A 16,141-nucleotide genomic window follows, 5' to 3' on the forward strand; every position below is an offset into this window, starting at 1 on the left:
CTGTTTCGTGTCAGCCCTTCACTTGCGCCGTGCTCAGCCCTTGGGCGGCAGGAACCCGACCTTCTCGTACACGGTCGCAAGCGTGCGGGACGAGACCTCACGGGCCCGGTGCGCGCCGGCGGCAATGATGCGATCCAGTTCGGCCTCGTCGGCAAGATAGCCGTCGACCTTGGCCTTGAGCGGAGTCACGAACTGCGCCAACACGTCCGCAGTATCAGTCTTGAGATCGCCGTACCCCTTGCCTTCGTAGCCCGCGACCAAGGTCTCGATCGGTACACCGGACAGGGCCGACTGAATGGTGAGCAGGTTGCTGACACCAGGCTTGGCCTGCGGGTCGAAGCGGATCTCACGCTCGTTGTCGGTGACTGCCGACTTGATCTTCTTGGCCGACACCTTGGGATCGTCGAGCAAATTGATCAGACCGGCGTCGCTCGCTGCCGACTTGCTCATCTTCGACGTCGGGTCCTGCAGGTCGTAGATCTTGGCGGTGCCCTTGATGATCTGGGGTTCAGGAACGACGAACGACTTGCCGTAGCGCGAGTTGAAACGGTTCGCGAGGTCACGGGCAAGCTCGAGGTGCTGACGCTGGTCCTCACCGACCGGAACGCGCTGCGGGCGGTACAGCAGGATGTCGGCAGCCATCAGAACCGGGTAGGTGAACAGCCCGACACTGGCGTTGTCACTGCCTTGCTTGGACGACTTGTCCTTGAACTGCGTCATGCGGCTGGCCTCGCCGAAACCGGTGATGCAATTCAGGACCCATGCAAGCTGAGCATGCTCGGGAACCTGGCTCTGGACGAAGATCGTTGCGCGGTCGGGGTCGATCCCGATTGCAAGTAGCTGCGCCACGGCAACCTTGGTGCGTCGACGCAGTTCCTTGGGGTCCTGCGTCACGGTGATGGCATGCAAGTCCGGGACGAAGTAGAAGGCGTCGAACTCGTCCTGCAGCCCCACCCACTGCTGCAATGCGCCCAGATAGTTACCGAGGTGGAAGGAATCCGACGTCGGCTGGATACCGGAAAGCACGCGAGGCTTTGCCGTGGGCTTCTGTTCTGCAGGGGTCGACATGCTTCCGATCTTTCCACGCGGGCGATTCAGGGAGTGTGTGTGGTCTCCGGGTAGCGGAGCACCGTGAGTTCCGACGCAAAGGTTTCTTCGGAACCCGAGCCGAACTGGTACGCGGTACCGAACGTGGCGGGCGCCCATTCGTCGGCGTAGAAATCCATCGACTCCCGGAACCAGGGCAGCTGATCAGGTTCGCCGCGCAGCAACAGCTCAGCCTCTCGAACCAGAACGACAAACCCGGCGCCGAGGCCGAGTACGTCGTCGAGGTCACGCATGACGTCGTCGAAGGCGTCCTTGTTGCGACCGAAGTGTGACGGAAACTGAAATGCTGCCGCAAACTCGTCGAAGACCTGCGCCGTGGTCTGCATGTGCGATCCGCGAACCGTGCGGACAACAAGATCACGCATCCGGAGATCACGCGCCAACTCGTCCAGAAGTGCCGGTTCACCCGACACCGCCACCGACGAGACGCCGGATTCCGGGTCGAGCCACCGATCGACACCGACAGTTTCGCGATCAGGCATCAGCGAATCCTTGTGAAGGTCTCGTAGTGATCGAGGGTGTACCACGCGGAACCGTCGTTTCCGGTGACGATCCGCTCGGCATCACGGCCCTGACCACTCTTCTTCGGATTGACGTCCCACTCCTGATAGACAACGCGGCCACCGCCGGCGCCGACTGCCGGCAACCTGCCCTCGCTGTTACGGAAGGTAACGCCGCCCTTGGTTCCCACCGCATTCGCGGAGTCCGGCCACCGTCCGGCGTCGATCTCGACCAACGTGGCGAGTACCCGCGCAGGCGCATCGCTGCTCACCGGCTTCTGGGCCGACGTCGACTGCGCCTGGGCCGACGTCGACTGCGCCGCCTTGGTGGTCGCCCCGGGCTTGACCTGAGTTGATGTCATCGCCGAACTCGACGTGGTCGAGGTCGCCGAGCCGGCCGTTGCCGAACTGTCGGAGTCTTGCGACGACAGCACCATCGCCAGCACAACCGCGACCACTGCAACGACGACGGTGCCTACGGCCTTGAGTGTCTTCGCGCTCGGCATCTTCGAGCCTTCGGGCATGCGATTGCCTTACCGGTAGGAGACGGTGACGGGAGCGTGATCTGACCAACGCAGATCGTAGGATTCCGCGCGTTCGATCAACCCTGCCTTGGCGCGCTCGGCAAACGCTCGGGTCGCCACCTGGTAGTCGATGCGCCACCCGGAGTCGTTGTCGAATGCCTTACCGCGGTACGACCACCACGAGTACGGTCCTTCGACGCCCGGATGCAATGCCCGGAACACGTCGACCCAGGGGGACTCGTCCGCAAACAGGACGTCCATCCACTCACGCTCGCTGGGCAGGAAGCCGGAGGACTTCTTGTTTCCCTTCCAGTTCTTCAGGTCGGCTTCGTTGTGCGCGATGTTCCAGTCACCACTGACCACAACGTGTCGCCCGGCCGTCTCGGCTGCGGCAGCGGTGACCGCGAGGTGAGCCGCGAACGAACTCATGAACCGTTCTTTCGCCTCTTGCTTCGGGGTCAGAGCCTCCCCGGTCGGCAGGTAGAGACTTGCCACCGTGAGGTCGGCAAAATCCGCTTCGATGTAGCGTCCGGCGTCCTGAAATTCGTCGTCACCGAAACCGATACGGACGGCATCGGCTTCGACCCTGGACAGGACTGCGACGCCGTTGCGGCCTTTCGCCGACGGCTCGGCCGAAACGAGGAACCAGCCGTTCGACAGAGCGGGTTCGAGAGTCTCGTGCAACTGCTTGTCGGATGCTCGGGTTTCCTGCAGACAGATGAAATCCGCGTCGGTCTTCTCGAGCCATTCGGTCATACCCTTGCGGGCTGCGGCACGAATGCCGTTGACGTTCACCGACGTGATCGTGTGAGGCGCGAGAATATGAGAGTCAGCTGTTTGTGGCACGGCAAGCACCGTAGCCGATGATGCCGACGTGTTCTCAGTTCGCGGCTCTACGCTGCAGGATCACCGCAACCACCAGGACACCGAGCCCCGCGACGGCGAGGAGCGAACCGACGGCGGCGGGCGCTGTGTAACCGAAACCGGCGGCGATCACTACCCCACCGATCCAGGCTCCGAACGCGTTCGCGATGTTGAGGGCGGCGTGGTTGAGCGATGCGGCCAAGGTCTGGGCGTCCTCGGCAACGTCCATCAAGCGGGTCTGCAGCCCCGGAACCATGGACGCACCGGCCAGCCCGATGAGGAAGACGAAGAGCAACGCCGTATACGGGTTGCGAACGGCGAGAACAAAGATCGCGAGAATGATCGCCAGCGACGCCATCGATACGAACAGGCCCTTCATGAGCGCCCGGTCAGCGAGGTAGCCACCGACGAAGTTGCCGGCCACCATGCCCAGCCCGTAGAGCATGAGCGCCAGCGGAACAAACGACGCACCCAGACCGGACACGTCGGTCAACGTCGTGCTGATGTACGTGTACACGGCAAACATGCCGCCGAATCCGACCATGCCGACGATCAGAGTCATCCACACCTGGATGCGGCCCAGCGCCTTGAGTTCGGTGATCGGGTTGGTGATCGGCATAGCGTCGAGGCGCGGGATCCAGACGAGCAGCGACGCCACGGTGACGGCACCGATGACTGCGACCAGTGCGAATGCACTCCGCCATCCCACGGTCTGCCCGAGCCACGCGGCAGCCGGCACACCGACGACGTTGGCAACGGAAAGACCCATCATCACCATGGCAACGGCTTTGGCACGTTTACCCGGTTCAGCCAGATGCGCCGCAACGAGGGCGGCAACACCGAAGTAGGCACCGTGCGGCAACCCGGCGACAAACCGGGCGAGCATCAGCGTGGTGTACGACGGCGCGAACACCGACGCGGCATTGCCCACCGTGAACGCGATCATGAGCGCGATCAACAATGTGCGCCGCGGGATCCGAGCAGTCAGGGCCGCGATGAGCGGCGCACCGACCACAACGCCGAGCGCATAGGCGGAGATGACATGACCGGCGGTGGGCTCGGATACGCCCAGCCCGGTTGCCATCTCCGGCAGGAGACCCATCGCCACGAACTCGGTGGTGCCGATTCCGAATCCGCCGAGCGCCAACGCGAGCATCGCCGGGCCTCTGGCAGAGCGAACCCCGGATGTCGGGGCGTCAGGGCGGGAAAGGGTAGACGAAGTCACTGGTCAATTGTGGTCGCACCCTTGGTTGAACTTCCAAGTGAGAGCAGGTGAGTTCGCTCACGTGAGACCGCAGGCACAGAGCAGACACAAATGGGACGCCCGGAGTGCCCGGGCGTCCCATCTGAAAGTGAAGCTGTGGAACTTTTACTACTTGGCTGCCATCGACTTCTGCAGGTTCACGTCGAGCGCACCGAGGAATTCTTCGGTGGTCAGGTAACCCTGGTCACCGCCGACCAGCATCGAGAGGTCCTTGGTCATCTGGCCGCTTTCGACGGTCTTGATGACAACGTCTTCGAGCTGCTGCGCGAAGCCGATGACCTCAGGGGTGTTGTCGAGCTTGCCACGGTGCTCGAGCCCACGGGTCCACGCGAAGATGGACGCGATCGGGTTGGTCGAGGTGGGCTTGCCCTGCTGGTGCTGACGGTAGTGACGCGTGACGGTGCCGTGAGCAGCCTCTGCCTCACAGGTCTTTCCGTCCGGTGTCAGGAGAACCGACGTCATGAGGCCGAGCGAGCCGAAGCCCTGAGCCACGGTGTCGGACTGGACGTCGCCGTCGTAGTTCTTGCATGCCCAGACGTAGCCGCCCTCCCACTTGAGTGCGGAAGCGACCATGTCGTCGATGAGGCGGTGCTCGTAGGTCAGACCTGCGGCATCGAACTCAGCCTTGAACTCGGTCTCGTAGACGTGCTGGAAGATGTCCTTGAAGGCACCGTCGTACGCCTTGAGAATGGTGTTCTTGGTGGACAGGTACACCGGGTAGTTCTGCTGCAGTCCGTAGGTGAGCGACGCGCGAGCGAAGTCACGGATGGACGTGGTGAAGTTGTACTGCCCCTGGACGACGCCGCCCTCTTCGGGGAAGTTGACCAGTTCGTGCTCGATCGGTGCGCTTCCGTCCTCAGGCGTGTAGGTGATCATCACCTTGCCGGGGCCGGGGACCTTGAAGTCTGTGGCGCGGTACTGGTCACCGAATGCGTGACGGCCGATGATGATCGGCTTGGTCCAGCCCGGGACGAGTCGCGGAACGTTCGAGATGATGATCGGTGCGCGGAAGATCGTGCCGCCGAGAATGTTGCGGATCGTTCCGTTCGGGGAACGCCACATCTTCTTGAGACCGAATTCCTCGACACGAGCCTCGTCCGGCGTGATGGTGGCGCACTTGACGCCCACGCCGTGCTTCTGGATCGCGTGTGCGGCGTCGATGGTGACCTGGTCATCCGTCTCGTCGCGGTACTCGATACCGAGGTCGTAGTACTCGAGGTTCACATCGAGGTACGGGTGGATCAACTTGTCTTTGATGAACTGCCAGATAATGCGTGTCATCTCGTCGCCGTCGAGTTCGACGACGGTGCCCTCAACCTTTATTTTGGACATGGGTGCTTCGCGTCCTCCTAGGAAGTTTCCCCTGGTTACACGGTTGCGGTCACACTTTGTGAGTGAGTCCGCGAACGGTTCGATTATCAAACCTAGACTGTGTGGACTGATCCCGGGAGATGAGTCCCAAACAAGACAAGCGTACTGCTAACGCTGGGGGCCGCAACCGGCAGCCCCTCCTCCGAGTCACTACTCACCGGTAACTTTTGCCTGCTAGTGGGCACCGTCGCGTCGAATGGCGACTGGTGACGCCGCACACTTCGACCCGCGTCATCCTTCGGCTTCACTCCCGGTAGAATTCAGCTCGGTCATGAGTACCAGCGTCAAGCCCCGGCTCGCTGGACGGCAACCCTCCAACCGCGGTGGGGTGCCCCGGGTGATGACCAGGTCGCCTCGAGGCGAAACTGCGCAATTGCAGCTTCACCGGATTTCCAGGCGACAAGCGCGGGTCCGACAGGGACGGACCCCAGACCGGGCCGAGCCCCACGGAGGTTTTTCAGTATGTGTCGCACTTGTAGATAGACCCCAGCACGGGGCGGCGATCATTCGCCCCCGTCCGACAGCTATCCGTCAGACCACTGGAGTACACAAATCATGACCGACATCTCAGCTAACTGGTCCTTCGAGACCAAGCAGGTCCACGCCGGACAAACCGCAGACACCGCCACCAACGCGCGCGCACTGCCGATCTACCAGACCACCAGCTACGTCTTCGACAGCACCGACCACGCCGCCGCGCTGTTCGGCCTTGCTGAGCCGGGCAACATCTACACGCGCATCATGAATCCAACGCAGGACGCCGTCGAGCAGCGCATTGCTGCACTCGAAGGCGGTGTCGCGGCACTCCTCCTGTCCTCGGGTCAGGCCGCCGAAACCCTCGCGATCCTCAACATCGCGGAGGCCGGAGACCACATCGTCGCCAGCCCCTACCTGTACGGCGGCACCTACAACCTCCTGCACTACACGCTTCGCAAGCTCGGCATCGAAGTCACGTTCGTCGAGGATCCCGACAACCTCGACCACTGGCGCGAAGCCATCCGCCCCAACACCAAGGCCTTCTTCGGCGAAACCATCGCCAATCCCAAGAACCACATCCTCGACATCCCCGGGATCTCAGCGGTGGCTCATGAGAACGGCCTCCCCCTGATCGTCGACAACACCGTCGCGACGCCGTACCTGCTTCGCCCCCTCGAACACGGCGCCGACATCGTGCTGCACTCCGCCACCAAATATCTCGGCGGACACGGCACGGCCATCGCCGGCGTCATCGTCGACGGCGGCACTTTCGACTGGACGCAAGGCAGACACACCAACTTCACTACCCCCGATCCGAGCTACCACGGCGTCACGTTCGCCGACCTCGGCGCACCCGCCTACGCTCTCAAGGCGCGTGTACAACTCCTGCGCGACCTCGGCTCCGCCGTCGCACCGTTCAACGCGTTCCTCATCGCCCAGGGCATCGAAACCTTGAGCCTGCGCATCGAGCGCCACGTCTCCAACGCCCAGCAGGTGGCCGAATTCCTCGAAGGCCACACCGCCGTCGCGTCCGTCTCCTACGCCGGACTCCCCTCCTCACCGTGGTACGAACGCGGAAAGCAGCTGACCCCCAAGGGAACCGGCGCCATCGTCACCTTCGAACTGCCCGGCGGCATCGATGCCGGCAAGAAGTTTGTCAACGCCCTGACTCTGCACAGCCACGTCGCCAACATCGGTGACGTCCGCTCTCTCGTCATCCACCCCGCCTCCACTACTCACGCCCAGCTCACCCCCGAGGAACAACTCGCAGCCGGCGTCACCCCCGGTCTCGTTCGCCTCGCCGTCGGAATCGAAGGCATCGCCGACATCCTCGCCGACCTCGAAACCGGCCTCACCGCGGCGGCAACGTCTTGACCGTCAACGAAGCTCAGACAGCGGTCGCGGATATCCTGCCGCCGCCGGACGGCCGAGTCGGAACCGTCGACATCGGCTCGCTGCAACTCGAGAACGGCGCCGTGCTGCCGTCGGTATCGCTTGCGGTTCAACGGTGGGGCGAGCTGTCCCCGAACCGCGACAACGTCGTGCTCGTGGAACATGCCCTGACCGGGGACTCACACGTCACCGGTCCGGCGTCCGAAAATCAGCCGTCACCCGGTTGGTGGAACGGAATGGTCGGCCCGGGCGAACCTGTCGACACGGGCGAATGGTGTGTCATTGCGACCAATGTTCTGGGCGGTTGTCGTGGCACCACCGGCCCGAGTTCCCTTGCCGAGGACGGCAAACCGTGGGGTAGCCGGTTTCCGGGCATCTCCATTCGCGATCAGGTCGCAGCCGAGAAGAAGCTGATCGACCTGCTCGGCATCGATCGACTGGCTTCGGTAGTCGGCGGCTCCATGGGCGGTATGCGCACCCTCGAATGGGCTGTGTCGTACCCCGAGAATCTGAACTCCGCATTGGTACTGGCTACGGGTTCACGCGCGACAGCCGATCAAATCGGTACACAGACAACACAAATCGCCGCCATCATGTCCGACCCCGATTGGCAGGGCGGCAATTACCACGGAACCGGGCGCACACCCCGGGCCGGCCTCGGTATCGCGAGGCGCATTGCGCACCTCACCTACCGCGCCGAATCGGAACTCGACACACGTTTCGAGAACACCGCCCAGGGAAATGAAAACCCCTGGAACGGTGGACGATACGCGGTTCAAAGCTACCTGGAACATCAGGCAGACAAGCTCGTGTCGCGTTTTGATCCCAGCACCTACGTGCTGTTGACCGAGGCTATGAACCGTCACGACATCGGCCGCGGACGCGGTGGTGTCGCAGCGGCTTTGGCGTCCATCACCGTGCCGGTCGTTGTCGGTGGAGTCGATTCCGATCGTCTCTACCCGCTGCGCCTGCAGGAAGAGATCGCCGCCGGAATCCCGACATGCACCGGCCTCGAAATCCTGAATTCCAAGGACGGGCACGACGGGTTCCTCACCGAAGCCGACGCTGTAGCAAAACTGTTGCGCCGCACAATGGAATTGGCGCGCACGACACGCTGAGCATTCAGCTTCCGGTCAGACTTCCGAGCGAACCGGTCGACGCCGTCTGCGCGCCGAGGGCTATCGAGTGATAGGCCCCGGCCGCGACGGCGGTATATCCGTCTCCGGTCGGGACACCGCCCAGTTGCCCGTTCTCGTTGTTGCCCCAGGCAGTGATCGTGCCGTCGGCCGACAGCGCCACCGAATGGCGGAAGCCGCCGGCGATCGCGGTGAACCCGCCGCCGGTCGGAGTACCGGTGCGCTGCCCGTACTCGTTGCTGCCCCAGATCACGATGTGACCGTCGGCGGTCAACGCGAGGGAATGGTCCTCGCCCGCAGCGATCGCGGTGAACCCACCCTCGGTCGGTAGCCCGTCGCGCTGCCCTTCGGCACTGCCGCCCCACATGGTGATGTGGCCGTCGGTCGTGAGCGCCAGCGAATGGAAGTTACCGGCGGCGATCGCGGTGAAACCGCCATCGGTCGGGACATCGGCCCGCTGCCCGTACTCCTCGCTGCCCCAGTCCACGATTGTTCCTTCAGGAGTCAACGCCAACCCGTGGTAAGTACCGGCAGCAATCCTGGTGAACCCACCACGTGCCGGGAGATCGTCCTGTTGCCCGAATTCGGAACTTCCCCACGCAGCAATGTGTCCGTCGGCAGTAAGGGCTACCGCGTGGTCCTCACCCGCCGCGATCGCGGTGAAACGACCACCGGTCGGAACTCCGTCACGCTCTCCCCACGCGCTGTGTCCCCACGCGGCGATGTGGCCGTCGGTGGTCAACGCCACCGAATGATGATCGCCGGCAGCAATCGCGGCGACACTGCCCCGAGTCGGGACGCCGTCGCGCTGATTGTCGTCGGCCCCGCCCCACATGGTGACGCCGCCAGGACTCGTAACGGGAACACCTACCGGCGCGGCGGCGGCACCCGTTGCGGTGGCAAGTGCCAGCACTCCCACACCGACAGCAGCGACGAGCAGTCGAAAGTGCCTACCTGAGAGATTTTTTCGTAGCTTCATTGGTTCCTTATTCGCAAGTGTCAGGTACTGCGGATCTACGGACAATGACTATCACGTCCGAGGAAGGAAATGTCCGGTTCTCCGTCAGAGCGGACTCGTCGCCTCCCGTCAATGTCGGGAGAACCACAACTGATCTGCGGTTTTCGGGGACGTATCCGGTGGCCCGCGGTCATCGATCACGGCTACCATCGGCGCTCGTGACTCAACCGTGCCCGGATCAGCTGCAGGCGACCTACCTTCCCGAGAACATGGCGTTCGGGTTCTGGGGCGTCCCGGATACAGCCGGGCATCTGGCGGAGTTGGGGCTCCCTACCGGCAGTGCCGCCGTTGCCCGAATGGCTGTACCCGTCGACAACGTCATCACGCCCGTCGACGTCGATATTCGGACTGTCGAATTCGCCGACGTGGTAACGGCATTGCAGGTTGCGAACGTGGATCAACCTGGTATCGGAGAGTCGGTGCGCGCCTGGAAGCGGGTGATCGGGGGCGGCGAACACGGCACCATGCCACCAGCCGGGCACGCCGCTCTCTACCGCGGCGACACTGTCATCAGAAGTGCTGCCTCGGCGATACAGCGCTTCATTCACGCACAAACTGTGGTGGACGCACTCGATCATGCACGGGTTCAAGCGACTTTGCGCCCGTACCAGGTTCTTGGAGTGGAGTGGTTGACGTCGCTGACCGAGACGGGTGGCGGCATACTCGCCGACGAAATGGGCCTGGGTAAAACGCTGCAAGCCATTTCGATGATCGCGATCAGAGCCGCAGACGGCCCGCATCTTGTTGTCTGCCCGACGTCGGTGATCGGAAACTGGCGACGCGAGATCGAGCGGTTTGCGCCGCACCTGAGCCTTCACATTCATCACGGGTCCGGCCGCACACTGCCTGCGGAACTAGGTAAAGGCACCGTGGTACTCACCAGCTACAGCGTCTTACGTTCGGACACAGCCGAACTGGAGACGCCGCGGTGGGCGTCGGCCATCTTCGACGAAGCGCAGCAGATCAAGAATCCGTCGTCGCTGGCCGCCAAAGCTGCAATGCAACTGAATGCCACCGTCAAAGTTGCGATGACCGGCACGCCGGTCGAGAACCGTCTCGAAGAGTTGTGGAGTTTGTTCCACGTCGCCAATCCGGCTGTACTGGGAACTCGTGCACGCTTTCGGCAGCGTTTTGCCGTCCCGATCGAATCCGGCCGCTCGGCGTCCGCCGCAACAAGGTTGGCGACGATCATCGAGCCATACGTGCTGCGCCGAACCAAAGATGCTGTTGCCAAGGATCTTCCGCCGAAGCAGTTCTCGACCGTCGCGTGCACCCTCACGTCGGAACAGGCGCGAATCTACCGGGCGGCGGTCGCGGACGCGTTCGATACCGGACTGGGCACCGGAATTGCCCGACGCGGCAACGTCCTTGCACTGCTCACCACTCTCAAGCAGGTATGCAACCACCCCGCTCAGGTCACCGGCGACAGCGAGGATCTCCGTGGCCGTTCCGGAAAGTTCGATCGCGCAACCGAAATGCTTGCAGAGATCGTCGACGACGGTGATCGGGCCCTGGTGTTCACGCAGTACCGCACGATGGGCGAACTACTGTCGAAACACCTCGCGGCCGAACTGGGCATCGCAGATGTTCCCTTTCTCCACGGCGGTCTCAACGTTGCCAGTCGCGACGCCATGGTCGACGCCTTCCAAACCGACGACACGTCCTCGCCCATTCTCATTCTGAGCCTGCGCGCGGCCGGGTTCGGACTCAATCTCACCCGCGCCAGTCACGTCGTTCACTACGACAGGTGGTGGAACCCTGCCGTCGAAGATCAGGCCACCGACCGCGCCCATCGAATCGGCCAGCAGCGCACCGTCAACGTCCATACCCTGGTCACCGGAGGAACCGTCGAAGATCACATCGCCGCCATGCACGAATCCAAAAGAGCTGTAGCCGAGTCGATTTCCGGAAACTCCGAAGGAGCCCTCGCAAATCTTCCCGACAGCGAACTACGTGAACTGCTCGAACTCGACGGCGCGGTGATCATCTGATGGCCACCGAATTCGGAGTGACCGCATGGGGCCGTGTGTGGTTGCGGACGGTTGAGCAAACGTCGACATCCGGACGAAACCCCACCTTGCCCACCGCACGCACACTGGCCCGCAACGGTGGTGTCACCTTCACGGACATTTCTGCCGGTACGGTTTCCGCCCAGGTCACCGCCAAGGGTAAGACCTCGACTGTTGTTGTCACCGTACCGCTCTGGGACAAGACACAATCCGACACCGCGGCCCGCATGATTCGGGCGCTAGGCACCACGAACCGGTCCGTATCGACCGGAGAGCTACCGGACAGCGTCGTCGCGGATCTACAGGCGCGCGATATCACTGTGGCCGTGAATCTTTCCGAATGCACGGCCACGTGTGACTGTTCGAGTCGGCGCACGCCCTGCGTTCACCATCTTGCGGCGATCTACGCCCTGGCGGGCCGGATCGACGAAGAACCTGCACTTGCCGTCACGCTTCGAACCAAGCAGGCGAAAAGGCGGAACTCCGCCGCCAAGAAACTACAGGGTGAGTGGATTCCGTTGCGCGAGATAAACGTCGGGTCGTTCTACAACTGACTCAGTCCGTGCCGAGTGGACTGACTCAGTCCGTACCGAGCGGATCGATGGTCAGAGCAAGCGAGACGATCAACGCACCCATGACGCCCATGGCCGCCGTGTCGAACTTCTTGCCGCGCACCGCGAGCAGTCCCACGCGATTCTGTGGGAAACACCAGCGGGCAGCTGCACCGATAATGACCGCCACCCCCAAGACCAGCGAACCGCGACGCCACCGGTCGGCCAGGACAAGAACAACCGCGGCTGCGATCACGGCGAGAACCGTGATCATCGGCAAATTCTTCTTCACGAGGCCAACCGGTGAGGTCATGTCGTCAGGCTCCGGCCAGAACTCGCTCGGAGCGCTCCACCACGTTGGTGATCAGGAACGCCCTGGTCAGCGGGCCCACTCCACCGGGATTGGGCGAGACGAAGCCCGCAACGTCGTTGACGTCGGCAGCAACGTCACCACGCAAACCGTCGTCGGTGCGGCTGACTCCGACGTCGAGCACAGCAGCGCCCGGCTTGACCATGTCGGCGGTGATGAGTCCGGGAACGCCGGCGGCAGCAACGACGATGTCTGCACGACGAACCTCGGCAGCCAGATCACGGGTACCGGTATGGCACAGCGTGACGGTGGCGTTTTCGCTACGACGCGTCAGCAACAGTCCGATAGGGCGGCCGACGGTGACACCGCGGCCGACAACAACGACGTGAGCGCCGGCGATCGGCACCTCGTAGCGGCGGAGCAGGTGCAGGATTCCGCGCGGCGTACACGGCAGCGGAGCTTCCTTGCCGAGAACCAGACGGCCGAGGTTCACCGGGTGCAAGCCGTCGGCATCCTTGTCGGGATCGATGCGCTCGAGCGCTGCGTTCTCGTCGAGGTGCTTGGGCAGCGGCAACTGCACGATGTATCCGGTGCACTCGGGATTGGCGTTGAGTTCGTCAATGGTGGCGTTGAGCTGCTCCTGTGTGATGTCGGCAGGCAGGTCACGGCGCAGGGAGTTGATGCCGACCTTGGCGCAGTCGTTGTGCTTGCCGCGCACGTACGCTGCGGATCCCGGGTCGTCACCAACGAGAATGGTGCCAAGTCCGGGCGTGATACCCGCTGCCTTCAGCGCGTTCACCCGCACCTTCAGGTCTTCGAAAATTTCGTCGCGGGTAGCTTTACCGTCCAGGATCGTTGCAGTCACGGCGACCATTGTTCCAGGTTAGGGTCGATGCGTGACAACGGCTCCGGAACTACGCGGTCCGAGGGTGGTTCTTGCACCCGTCGCCGCCGATCATCATGCCCGTCTGCGGGCCATCCATCTGCATCCCGATGTGGCCGAATGGTGGCAGAATCCAGCCGACGACTGGCCTGCCGCTCCGGAGCCCGGCACCATTCGCTACAGCATTTTCCACGACGGGAACCTGATCGGATTCATTCAGTGGTACGCCGACGACGACAACCCGGACTTCCGCCACGCCGGTCTCGATCTCTTTCTCGATCCGGCTGTCCACGGCCGCGGATTCGGTCGTGAGGCGATACGCGTTCTGTGTGCGCACCTGATCGACGATCTGAAGTTCCACCGATTGATCATCGATCCGGAAGTGGAGAACACGGCGGCAATCGCGTGTTATCGATCGGTCGGGTTCAGGGACGTCGGGGTGATGCGCGAGTACTCACGCGATCGTCACGGCGAGTGGAAGGACGGACTGCTCATGGATCTGCTGGCCCGAGAATTCATTCGCTGACCAACCGAAAGGGCATGCCACCATGTTGTTGGACAAGGTATTCACCGCCACACTGCGCAAAAGTGACGCGAAAGGTGGCTGGACATACGTGATCTGGCCGGAGTCCGCCGAATACTTCCGTACCCGCGGACTGGTCAAGGTGCGCGGAACAATCGACGGACATCCGTTTCAGAGTTCGTTCATGGCCTTGGGCGACGGCACTCACAAGCTCCCGGTCAAGGCCGACATCCGCACAGCCATCGGCAAAGACGTCGGTGACCTCGTGACGATTCGGCTGGAGGAACGCCTGGAGCGGTAACTCCCGCTGTTGACCGGTTGCATCTACAGGTCGACAACCAAACCGTGCGCCGACGCATACGCCACCGCCTGCATCAATTCGATCTTGGCGTTTGCCACGACTGCAGACGTCCACAGACCCGGATCGACGCGCGCGCCGCGCAGGTCCGCGCCGTCGAGTTTGAGTCCACCGGTACGAGCGCCCGACAGATCCGCCGACACCAGAATCGCATCACGCATATCCGTGCGCACGAGATTCGCTTCGCGGAAGCGGCACGACGTGAAGTCGATCCTCCGCAGATCCGCGCCGCCCAACGAGGTGAGCGAGAAGTCCACCTCGTCGAGCGTCAACGGCCGGATGCGACATCCGTCGAACGTCGATCCCATCAAAGTGCAGTTTCGGAAGGTGCTGTGCCACAGGCTGGTCCGCGCGAAGTTGCATGAACGGAACGCACTACCGATGTGCTCCGACTCCCCCAGATCTGCGCCGGTGAAATCACAGTTGTCGAAGACCACCGATTCCGTCGTCATGCCCGTGAGGTCTGCGTCACGGAACACACAATTGGTGAACGTGCGCTGGCGCCACACCTTTCCCGGCAATCGAGCATCGGAATAGTCTTCGCCGACTACGTTGTCGGATTCTTCGAGGGGCATGACCTACATACTGCCCCGCACTACCGACAGCAACTCGACCGCCTACTACTCGCAGGCCACGCCGTCGTTGTCACGGTCGAGCTTCGAGGAATAGCCCGGGTCACCGCGGTAGATCGGCGCTGCACCAGCAGCCTTTACCGCTGAGCAGTTCGCGTAATACACCCCGGCATCAGGCACCTTGACCGGCGGCGGAATGTACGCGGGCTCAGTCGTCTTCGGCGGCACGTAGGCGGGAGGCGGTGGAACGTACTGGGTCGTTGTGGTTACTTGCGGAACTAACGGGACTATGGCGAGTGTTGTCGTCGTAGTCGGAGCCACCGTCGTGGTGGTCGCAGGCGCGACGGTCGTGGTTGTGGGCTTGACTGTGGTCGTTGTCGTTGCCTGCGTAGTTGTCGCTGCCACTGTCGTCGAGGAAGTCGCCGCCGGGGTCTTCGACTCTTCGGAGCCTCCCGTCCCTGCCGCAATTCCGATTACCGCAACCCCGGCTGCGGCAACGCCCGCGATCCACGGCCACTTGCGGCGTTTCTGATCGTCCGGTGCGGTGGGGTCCTGCCGCGGCGAGCCTGGTGCTCCGAACACCTGCGTCGGGGCGTCGACAATTTTGGGACGGGTTTGAGCCGTCCACTGCTGGCCGTCCCAGTAGCGGTCGATCGTCGGATCGAAGGGGTCGGGATTCCAACCGGCAGGAGTGTTCATTTTGTCCGTTCTGAGAAGAATGCGGCAATCAGATTCCCACAAACTTTGCAGTTTGGTAACTGAATGGGAAAAACCCCGACATCGCGGCCGCCAATGGCATGCGCGGTAGGGTTTTGTGGTGTTCCGAGTCATGTTCCACGAGCCCCGCATTCCACCCAATACCGGTAACGCGATCCGCATGGTCGCGGGAACCGGTTGTGAACTACACCTGGTGGGCCCACTCGGGTTCGACCTGTCCGAACCGAAGCTCAAGCGAGCGGGGTTGGACTACCACGACTTGGCGACCGTGACTGTCCACGAGAACCTAACTGCAGCGTGGGAGGCCGTAACCCCGGCACGGGTGTTTGCCTTCACCGCACATGCAACCGTCCCGTATACCGATATCGCGTACGAACCCGGCGACGTTCTGCTCTTCGGTCCCGAACCGACGGGTTTGTCCGAGGAAGTCCTGGCTGACGAGCACATCACCGAGCGTCTGCGTATCCCGATGCTCCCCGGCCGACGCTCACTCAATCTCTCCAACGCAGCGGCGTTGGTCACCTATGAAGCGTGGCGTCAACACGGATTCAAGGGTGCTGTCTGA

18 protein-coding genes and 1 riboswitch are annotated in these 16,141 nt (G+C 62.8%); of the genes, 7 read left to right on the forward strand and 11 right to left on the reverse strand.

The window, feature by feature from the left end; translation table 11 throughout:
- Nucleotides 1-33: 33 nt before the first annotated feature.
- The 6 genes from trpS to CJ178_RS09865 form a co-directional block, all read right to left on the reverse strand.
- Entirely contained in the window at nt 34-1,068 is a 1,035-nt protein-coding gene (trpS, locus tag CJ178_RS09840; protein WP_045070708.1) for a tryptophan--tRNA ligase, read from the reverse strand.
- 26 nt (nt 1,069-1,094) lie between these two features.
- On the reverse strand, nt 1,095-1,589 hold the full coding sequence (locus CJ178_RS09845; RefSeq protein ID WP_095886616.1) for a barstar family protein: 495 nt from the start codon (nt 1,587-1,589) through the stop codon (nt 1,095-1,097).
- Entirely contained in the window at nt 1,589-2,131 is a 543-nt protein-coding gene (locus CJ178_RS09850) for a ribonuclease domain-containing protein (protein ID WP_257013083.1), read from the reverse strand. Before CJ178_RS09850 ends, CJ178_RS09845 begins: the two co-directional genes overlap by 1 nt.
- A gap of 9 nt (nt 2,132-2,140) precedes the next feature.
- On the reverse strand, nt 2,141-2,986 hold the full coding sequence (locus tag CJ178_RS09855; RefSeq protein WP_045070712.1) for an exodeoxyribonuclease III: 846 nt from the start codon (nt 2,984-2,986) through the stop codon (nt 2,141-2,143).
- A gap of 25 nt (nt 2,987-3,011) precedes the next feature.
- On the reverse strand, nt 3,012-4,151 hold the full coding sequence (locus CJ178_RS09860) for an MFS transporter (RefSeq protein ID WP_045070713.1): 1,140 nt from the start codon (nt 4,149-4,151) through the stop codon (nt 3,012-3,014).
- A gap of 216 nt (nt 4,152-4,367) precedes the next feature.
- Nucleotides 4,368-5,591: an NADP-dependent isocitrate dehydrogenase gene (locus tag CJ178_RS09865; protein ID WP_033231283.1), complete on the reverse strand. Its 1,224-nt coding sequence runs from the start codon at nt 5,589-5,591 to the stop codon at nt 4,368-4,370.
- A gap of 306 nt (nt 5,592-5,897) precedes the next feature.
- Nucleotides 5,898-6,042: riboswitch (SAM riboswitch) on the forward strand.
- A 143-nt stretch (nt 6,043-6,185) separates the two neighbouring features.
- On the opposite strand from CJ178_RS09865, the gene CJ178_RS09870 reads away from it, so the two are divergent.
- Both CJ178_RS09870 and metX read left to right on the forward strand, forming a co-directional pair.
- Nucleotides 6,186-7,481: a bifunctional o-acetylhomoserine/o-acetylserine sulfhydrylase gene (locus tag CJ178_RS09870; RefSeq protein WP_095886618.1), complete on the forward strand. Its 1,296-nt coding sequence runs from the start codon at nt 6,186-6,188 to the stop codon at nt 7,479-7,481.
- A 32-nt stretch (nt 7,482-7,513) separates the two neighbouring features.
- The gene (gene metX / locus CJ178_RS09875; protein WP_373557477.1) at nt 7,514-8,617 is read left to right on the forward strand and encodes a homoserine O-acetyltransferase MetX; all 1,104 of its coding nucleotides are present in this window, start codon (nt 7,514-7,516) and stop codon (nt 8,615-8,617) included.
- Nucleotides 8,618-8,621: 4 nt separating this feature from the next.
- Here metX and CJ178_RS09880 read toward each other — a convergent pair whose 3' ends face one another.
- Nucleotides 8,622-9,614: an RCC1 domain-containing protein gene (locus CJ178_RS09880; RefSeq protein ID WP_095886620.1), complete on the reverse strand. Its 993-nt coding sequence runs from the start codon at nt 9,612-9,614 to the stop codon at nt 8,622-8,624.
- 197 nt (nt 9,615-9,811) lie between these two features.
- On the opposite strand from CJ178_RS09880, the gene CJ178_RS09885 reads away from it, so the two are divergent.
- Both CJ178_RS09885 and CJ178_RS09890 read left to right on the forward strand, forming a co-directional pair.
- Nucleotides 9,812-11,644: a DEAD/DEAH box helicase gene (locus CJ178_RS09885; RefSeq protein ID WP_257013084.1), complete on the forward strand. Its 1,833-nt coding sequence runs from the start codon at nt 9,812-9,814 to the stop codon at nt 11,642-11,644.
- On the forward strand, nt 11,644-12,216 hold the full coding sequence (locus CJ178_RS09890; protein ID WP_045070720.1) for an SWIM zinc finger family protein: 573 nt from the start codon (nt 11,644-11,646) through the stop codon (nt 12,214-12,216). The genes CJ178_RS09885 and CJ178_RS09890 overlap by 1 nt, the downstream gene beginning before the upstream one ends.
- A 25-nt stretch (nt 12,217-12,241) precedes the next feature.
- On the opposite strand, the gene CJ178_RS09895 is transcribed toward CJ178_RS09890, so the two are convergent.
- Both CJ178_RS09895 and CJ178_RS09900 read right to left on the reverse strand, forming a co-directional pair.
- Nucleotides 12,242-12,526, reverse strand: a complete 285-nt coding sequence (locus tag CJ178_RS09895) for a DUF3017 domain-containing protein (RefSeq protein ID WP_033231289.1) — start codon at nt 12,524-12,526, stop codon at nt 12,242-12,244.
- A 4-nt stretch (nt 12,527-12,530) separates the two neighbouring features.
- Entirely contained in the window at nt 12,531-13,388 is an 858-nt protein-coding gene (locus CJ178_RS09900) for a bifunctional methylenetetrahydrofolate dehydrogenase/methenyltetrahydrofolate cyclohydrolase (protein ID WP_172936014.1), read from the reverse strand.
- Between the two features lie 64 nt (nt 13,389-13,452).
- Here CJ178_RS09900 and CJ178_RS09905 point away from each other — a divergent pair, with 64 nt between their 5' ends.
- Both CJ178_RS09905 and CJ178_RS09910 read left to right on the forward strand, forming a co-directional pair.
- Complete coding sequence (locus CJ178_RS09905) at nt 13,453-13,932, forward strand: GNAT family N-acetyltransferase (RefSeq protein ID WP_045070721.1); 480 nt, start codon at nt 13,453-13,455, stop codon at nt 13,930-13,932.
- A gap of 22 nt (nt 13,933-13,954) precedes the next feature.
- On the forward strand, nt 13,955-14,230 hold the full coding sequence (locus CJ178_RS09910) for a DUF1905 domain-containing protein (protein WP_045070724.1): 276 nt from the start codon (nt 13,955-13,957) through the stop codon (nt 14,228-14,230).
- Nucleotides 14,231-14,253: 23 nt separating this feature from the next.
- Here CJ178_RS09910 and CJ178_RS09915 read toward each other — a convergent pair whose 3' ends face one another.
- Both CJ178_RS09915 and CJ178_RS09920 read right to left on the reverse strand, forming a co-directional pair.
- Nucleotides 14,254-14,862 carry a pentapeptide repeat-containing protein gene (locus CJ178_RS09915; protein WP_033231293.1) on the reverse strand — a complete coding sequence of 203 codons (609 nt, stop codon included), beginning with the start codon at nt 14,860-14,862 and terminating at the stop codon, nt 14,254-14,256.
- 45 nt (nt 14,863-14,907) lie between these two features.
- Nucleotides 14,908-15,558, reverse strand: coding sequence for an excalibur calcium-binding domain-containing protein (locus CJ178_RS09920; protein ID WP_033231294.1), 651 nt, complete (start codon nt 15,556-15,558; stop codon nt 14,908-14,910).
- Between the two features lie 118 nt (nt 15,559-15,676).
- Here CJ178_RS09920 and CJ178_RS09925 point away from each other — a divergent pair, with 118 nt between their 5' ends.
- Entirely contained in the window at nt 15,677-16,141 is a 465-nt protein-coding gene (locus CJ178_RS09925) for a tRNA (cytidine(34)-2'-O)-methyltransferase (protein ID WP_033231525.1), read from the forward strand.

The sequence above is a fragment of the Rhodococcus sp. ACPA4 genome, assembly GCF_002300185.1.
GTDB lineage: Bacteria > Actinomycetota > Actinomycetes > Mycobacteriales > Mycobacteriaceae > Rhodococcus_F > Rhodococcus_F globerula.

Bases quoted from the DNA above. Each gene is read 5' to 3' on its own strand.
- trpS (WP_045070708.1), bottom strand. From the start codon at position 1,068: ATGTCGACCCCTGCAGAACAGAAGCCCACGGCAAAGCCTCGCGTGCTT.
- CJ178_RS09845 (WP_095886616.1), bottom strand. From the start codon at position 1,589: ATGCCTGATCGCGAAACTGTCGGTGTCGATCGGTGGCTCGACCCGGAA.
- CJ178_RS09850 (WP_257013083.1), bottom strand. From the start codon at position 2,131: ATGCCCGAAGGCTCGAAGATGCCGAGCGCGAAGACACTCAAGGCCGTA.
- CJ178_RS09860 (WP_045070713.1), bottom strand. From the start codon at position 4,151: ATGCTCGCGTTGGCGCTCGGCGGATTCGGAATCGGCACCACCGAGTTC.
- CJ178_RS09865 (WP_033231283.1), bottom strand. From the start codon at position 5,591: ATGTCCAAAATAAAGGTTGAGGGCACCGTCGTCGAACTCGACGGCGAC.
- CJ178_RS09870 (WP_095886618.1), top strand. From the start codon at position 6,186: ATGACCGACATCTCAGCTAACTGGTCCTTCGAGACCAAGCAGGTCCAC.
- CJ178_RS09880 (WP_095886620.1), bottom strand. From the start codon at position 9,614: ATGAAGCTACGAAAAAATCTCTCAGGTAGGCACTTTCGACTGCTCGTC.
- CJ178_RS09890 (WP_045070720.1), top strand. From the start codon at position 11,644: ATGGCCACCGAATTCGGAGTGACCGCATGGGGCCGTGTGTGGTTGCGG.
- CJ178_RS09895 (WP_033231289.1), bottom strand. From the start codon at position 12,526: ATGACCTCACCGGTTGGCCTCGTGAAGAAGAATTTGCCGATGATCACG.
- CJ178_RS09910 (WP_045070724.1), top strand. From the start codon at position 13,955: ATGTTGTTGGACAAGGTATTCACCGCCACACTGCGCAAAAGTGACGCG.
- CJ178_RS09915 (WP_033231293.1), bottom strand. From the start codon at position 14,862: ATGCCCCTCGAAGAATCCGACAACGTAGTCGGCGAAGACTATTCCGAT.
- CJ178_RS09920 (WP_033231294.1), bottom strand. From the start codon at position 15,558: ATGAACACTCCTGCCGGTTGGAATCCCGACCCCTTCGATCCGACGATC.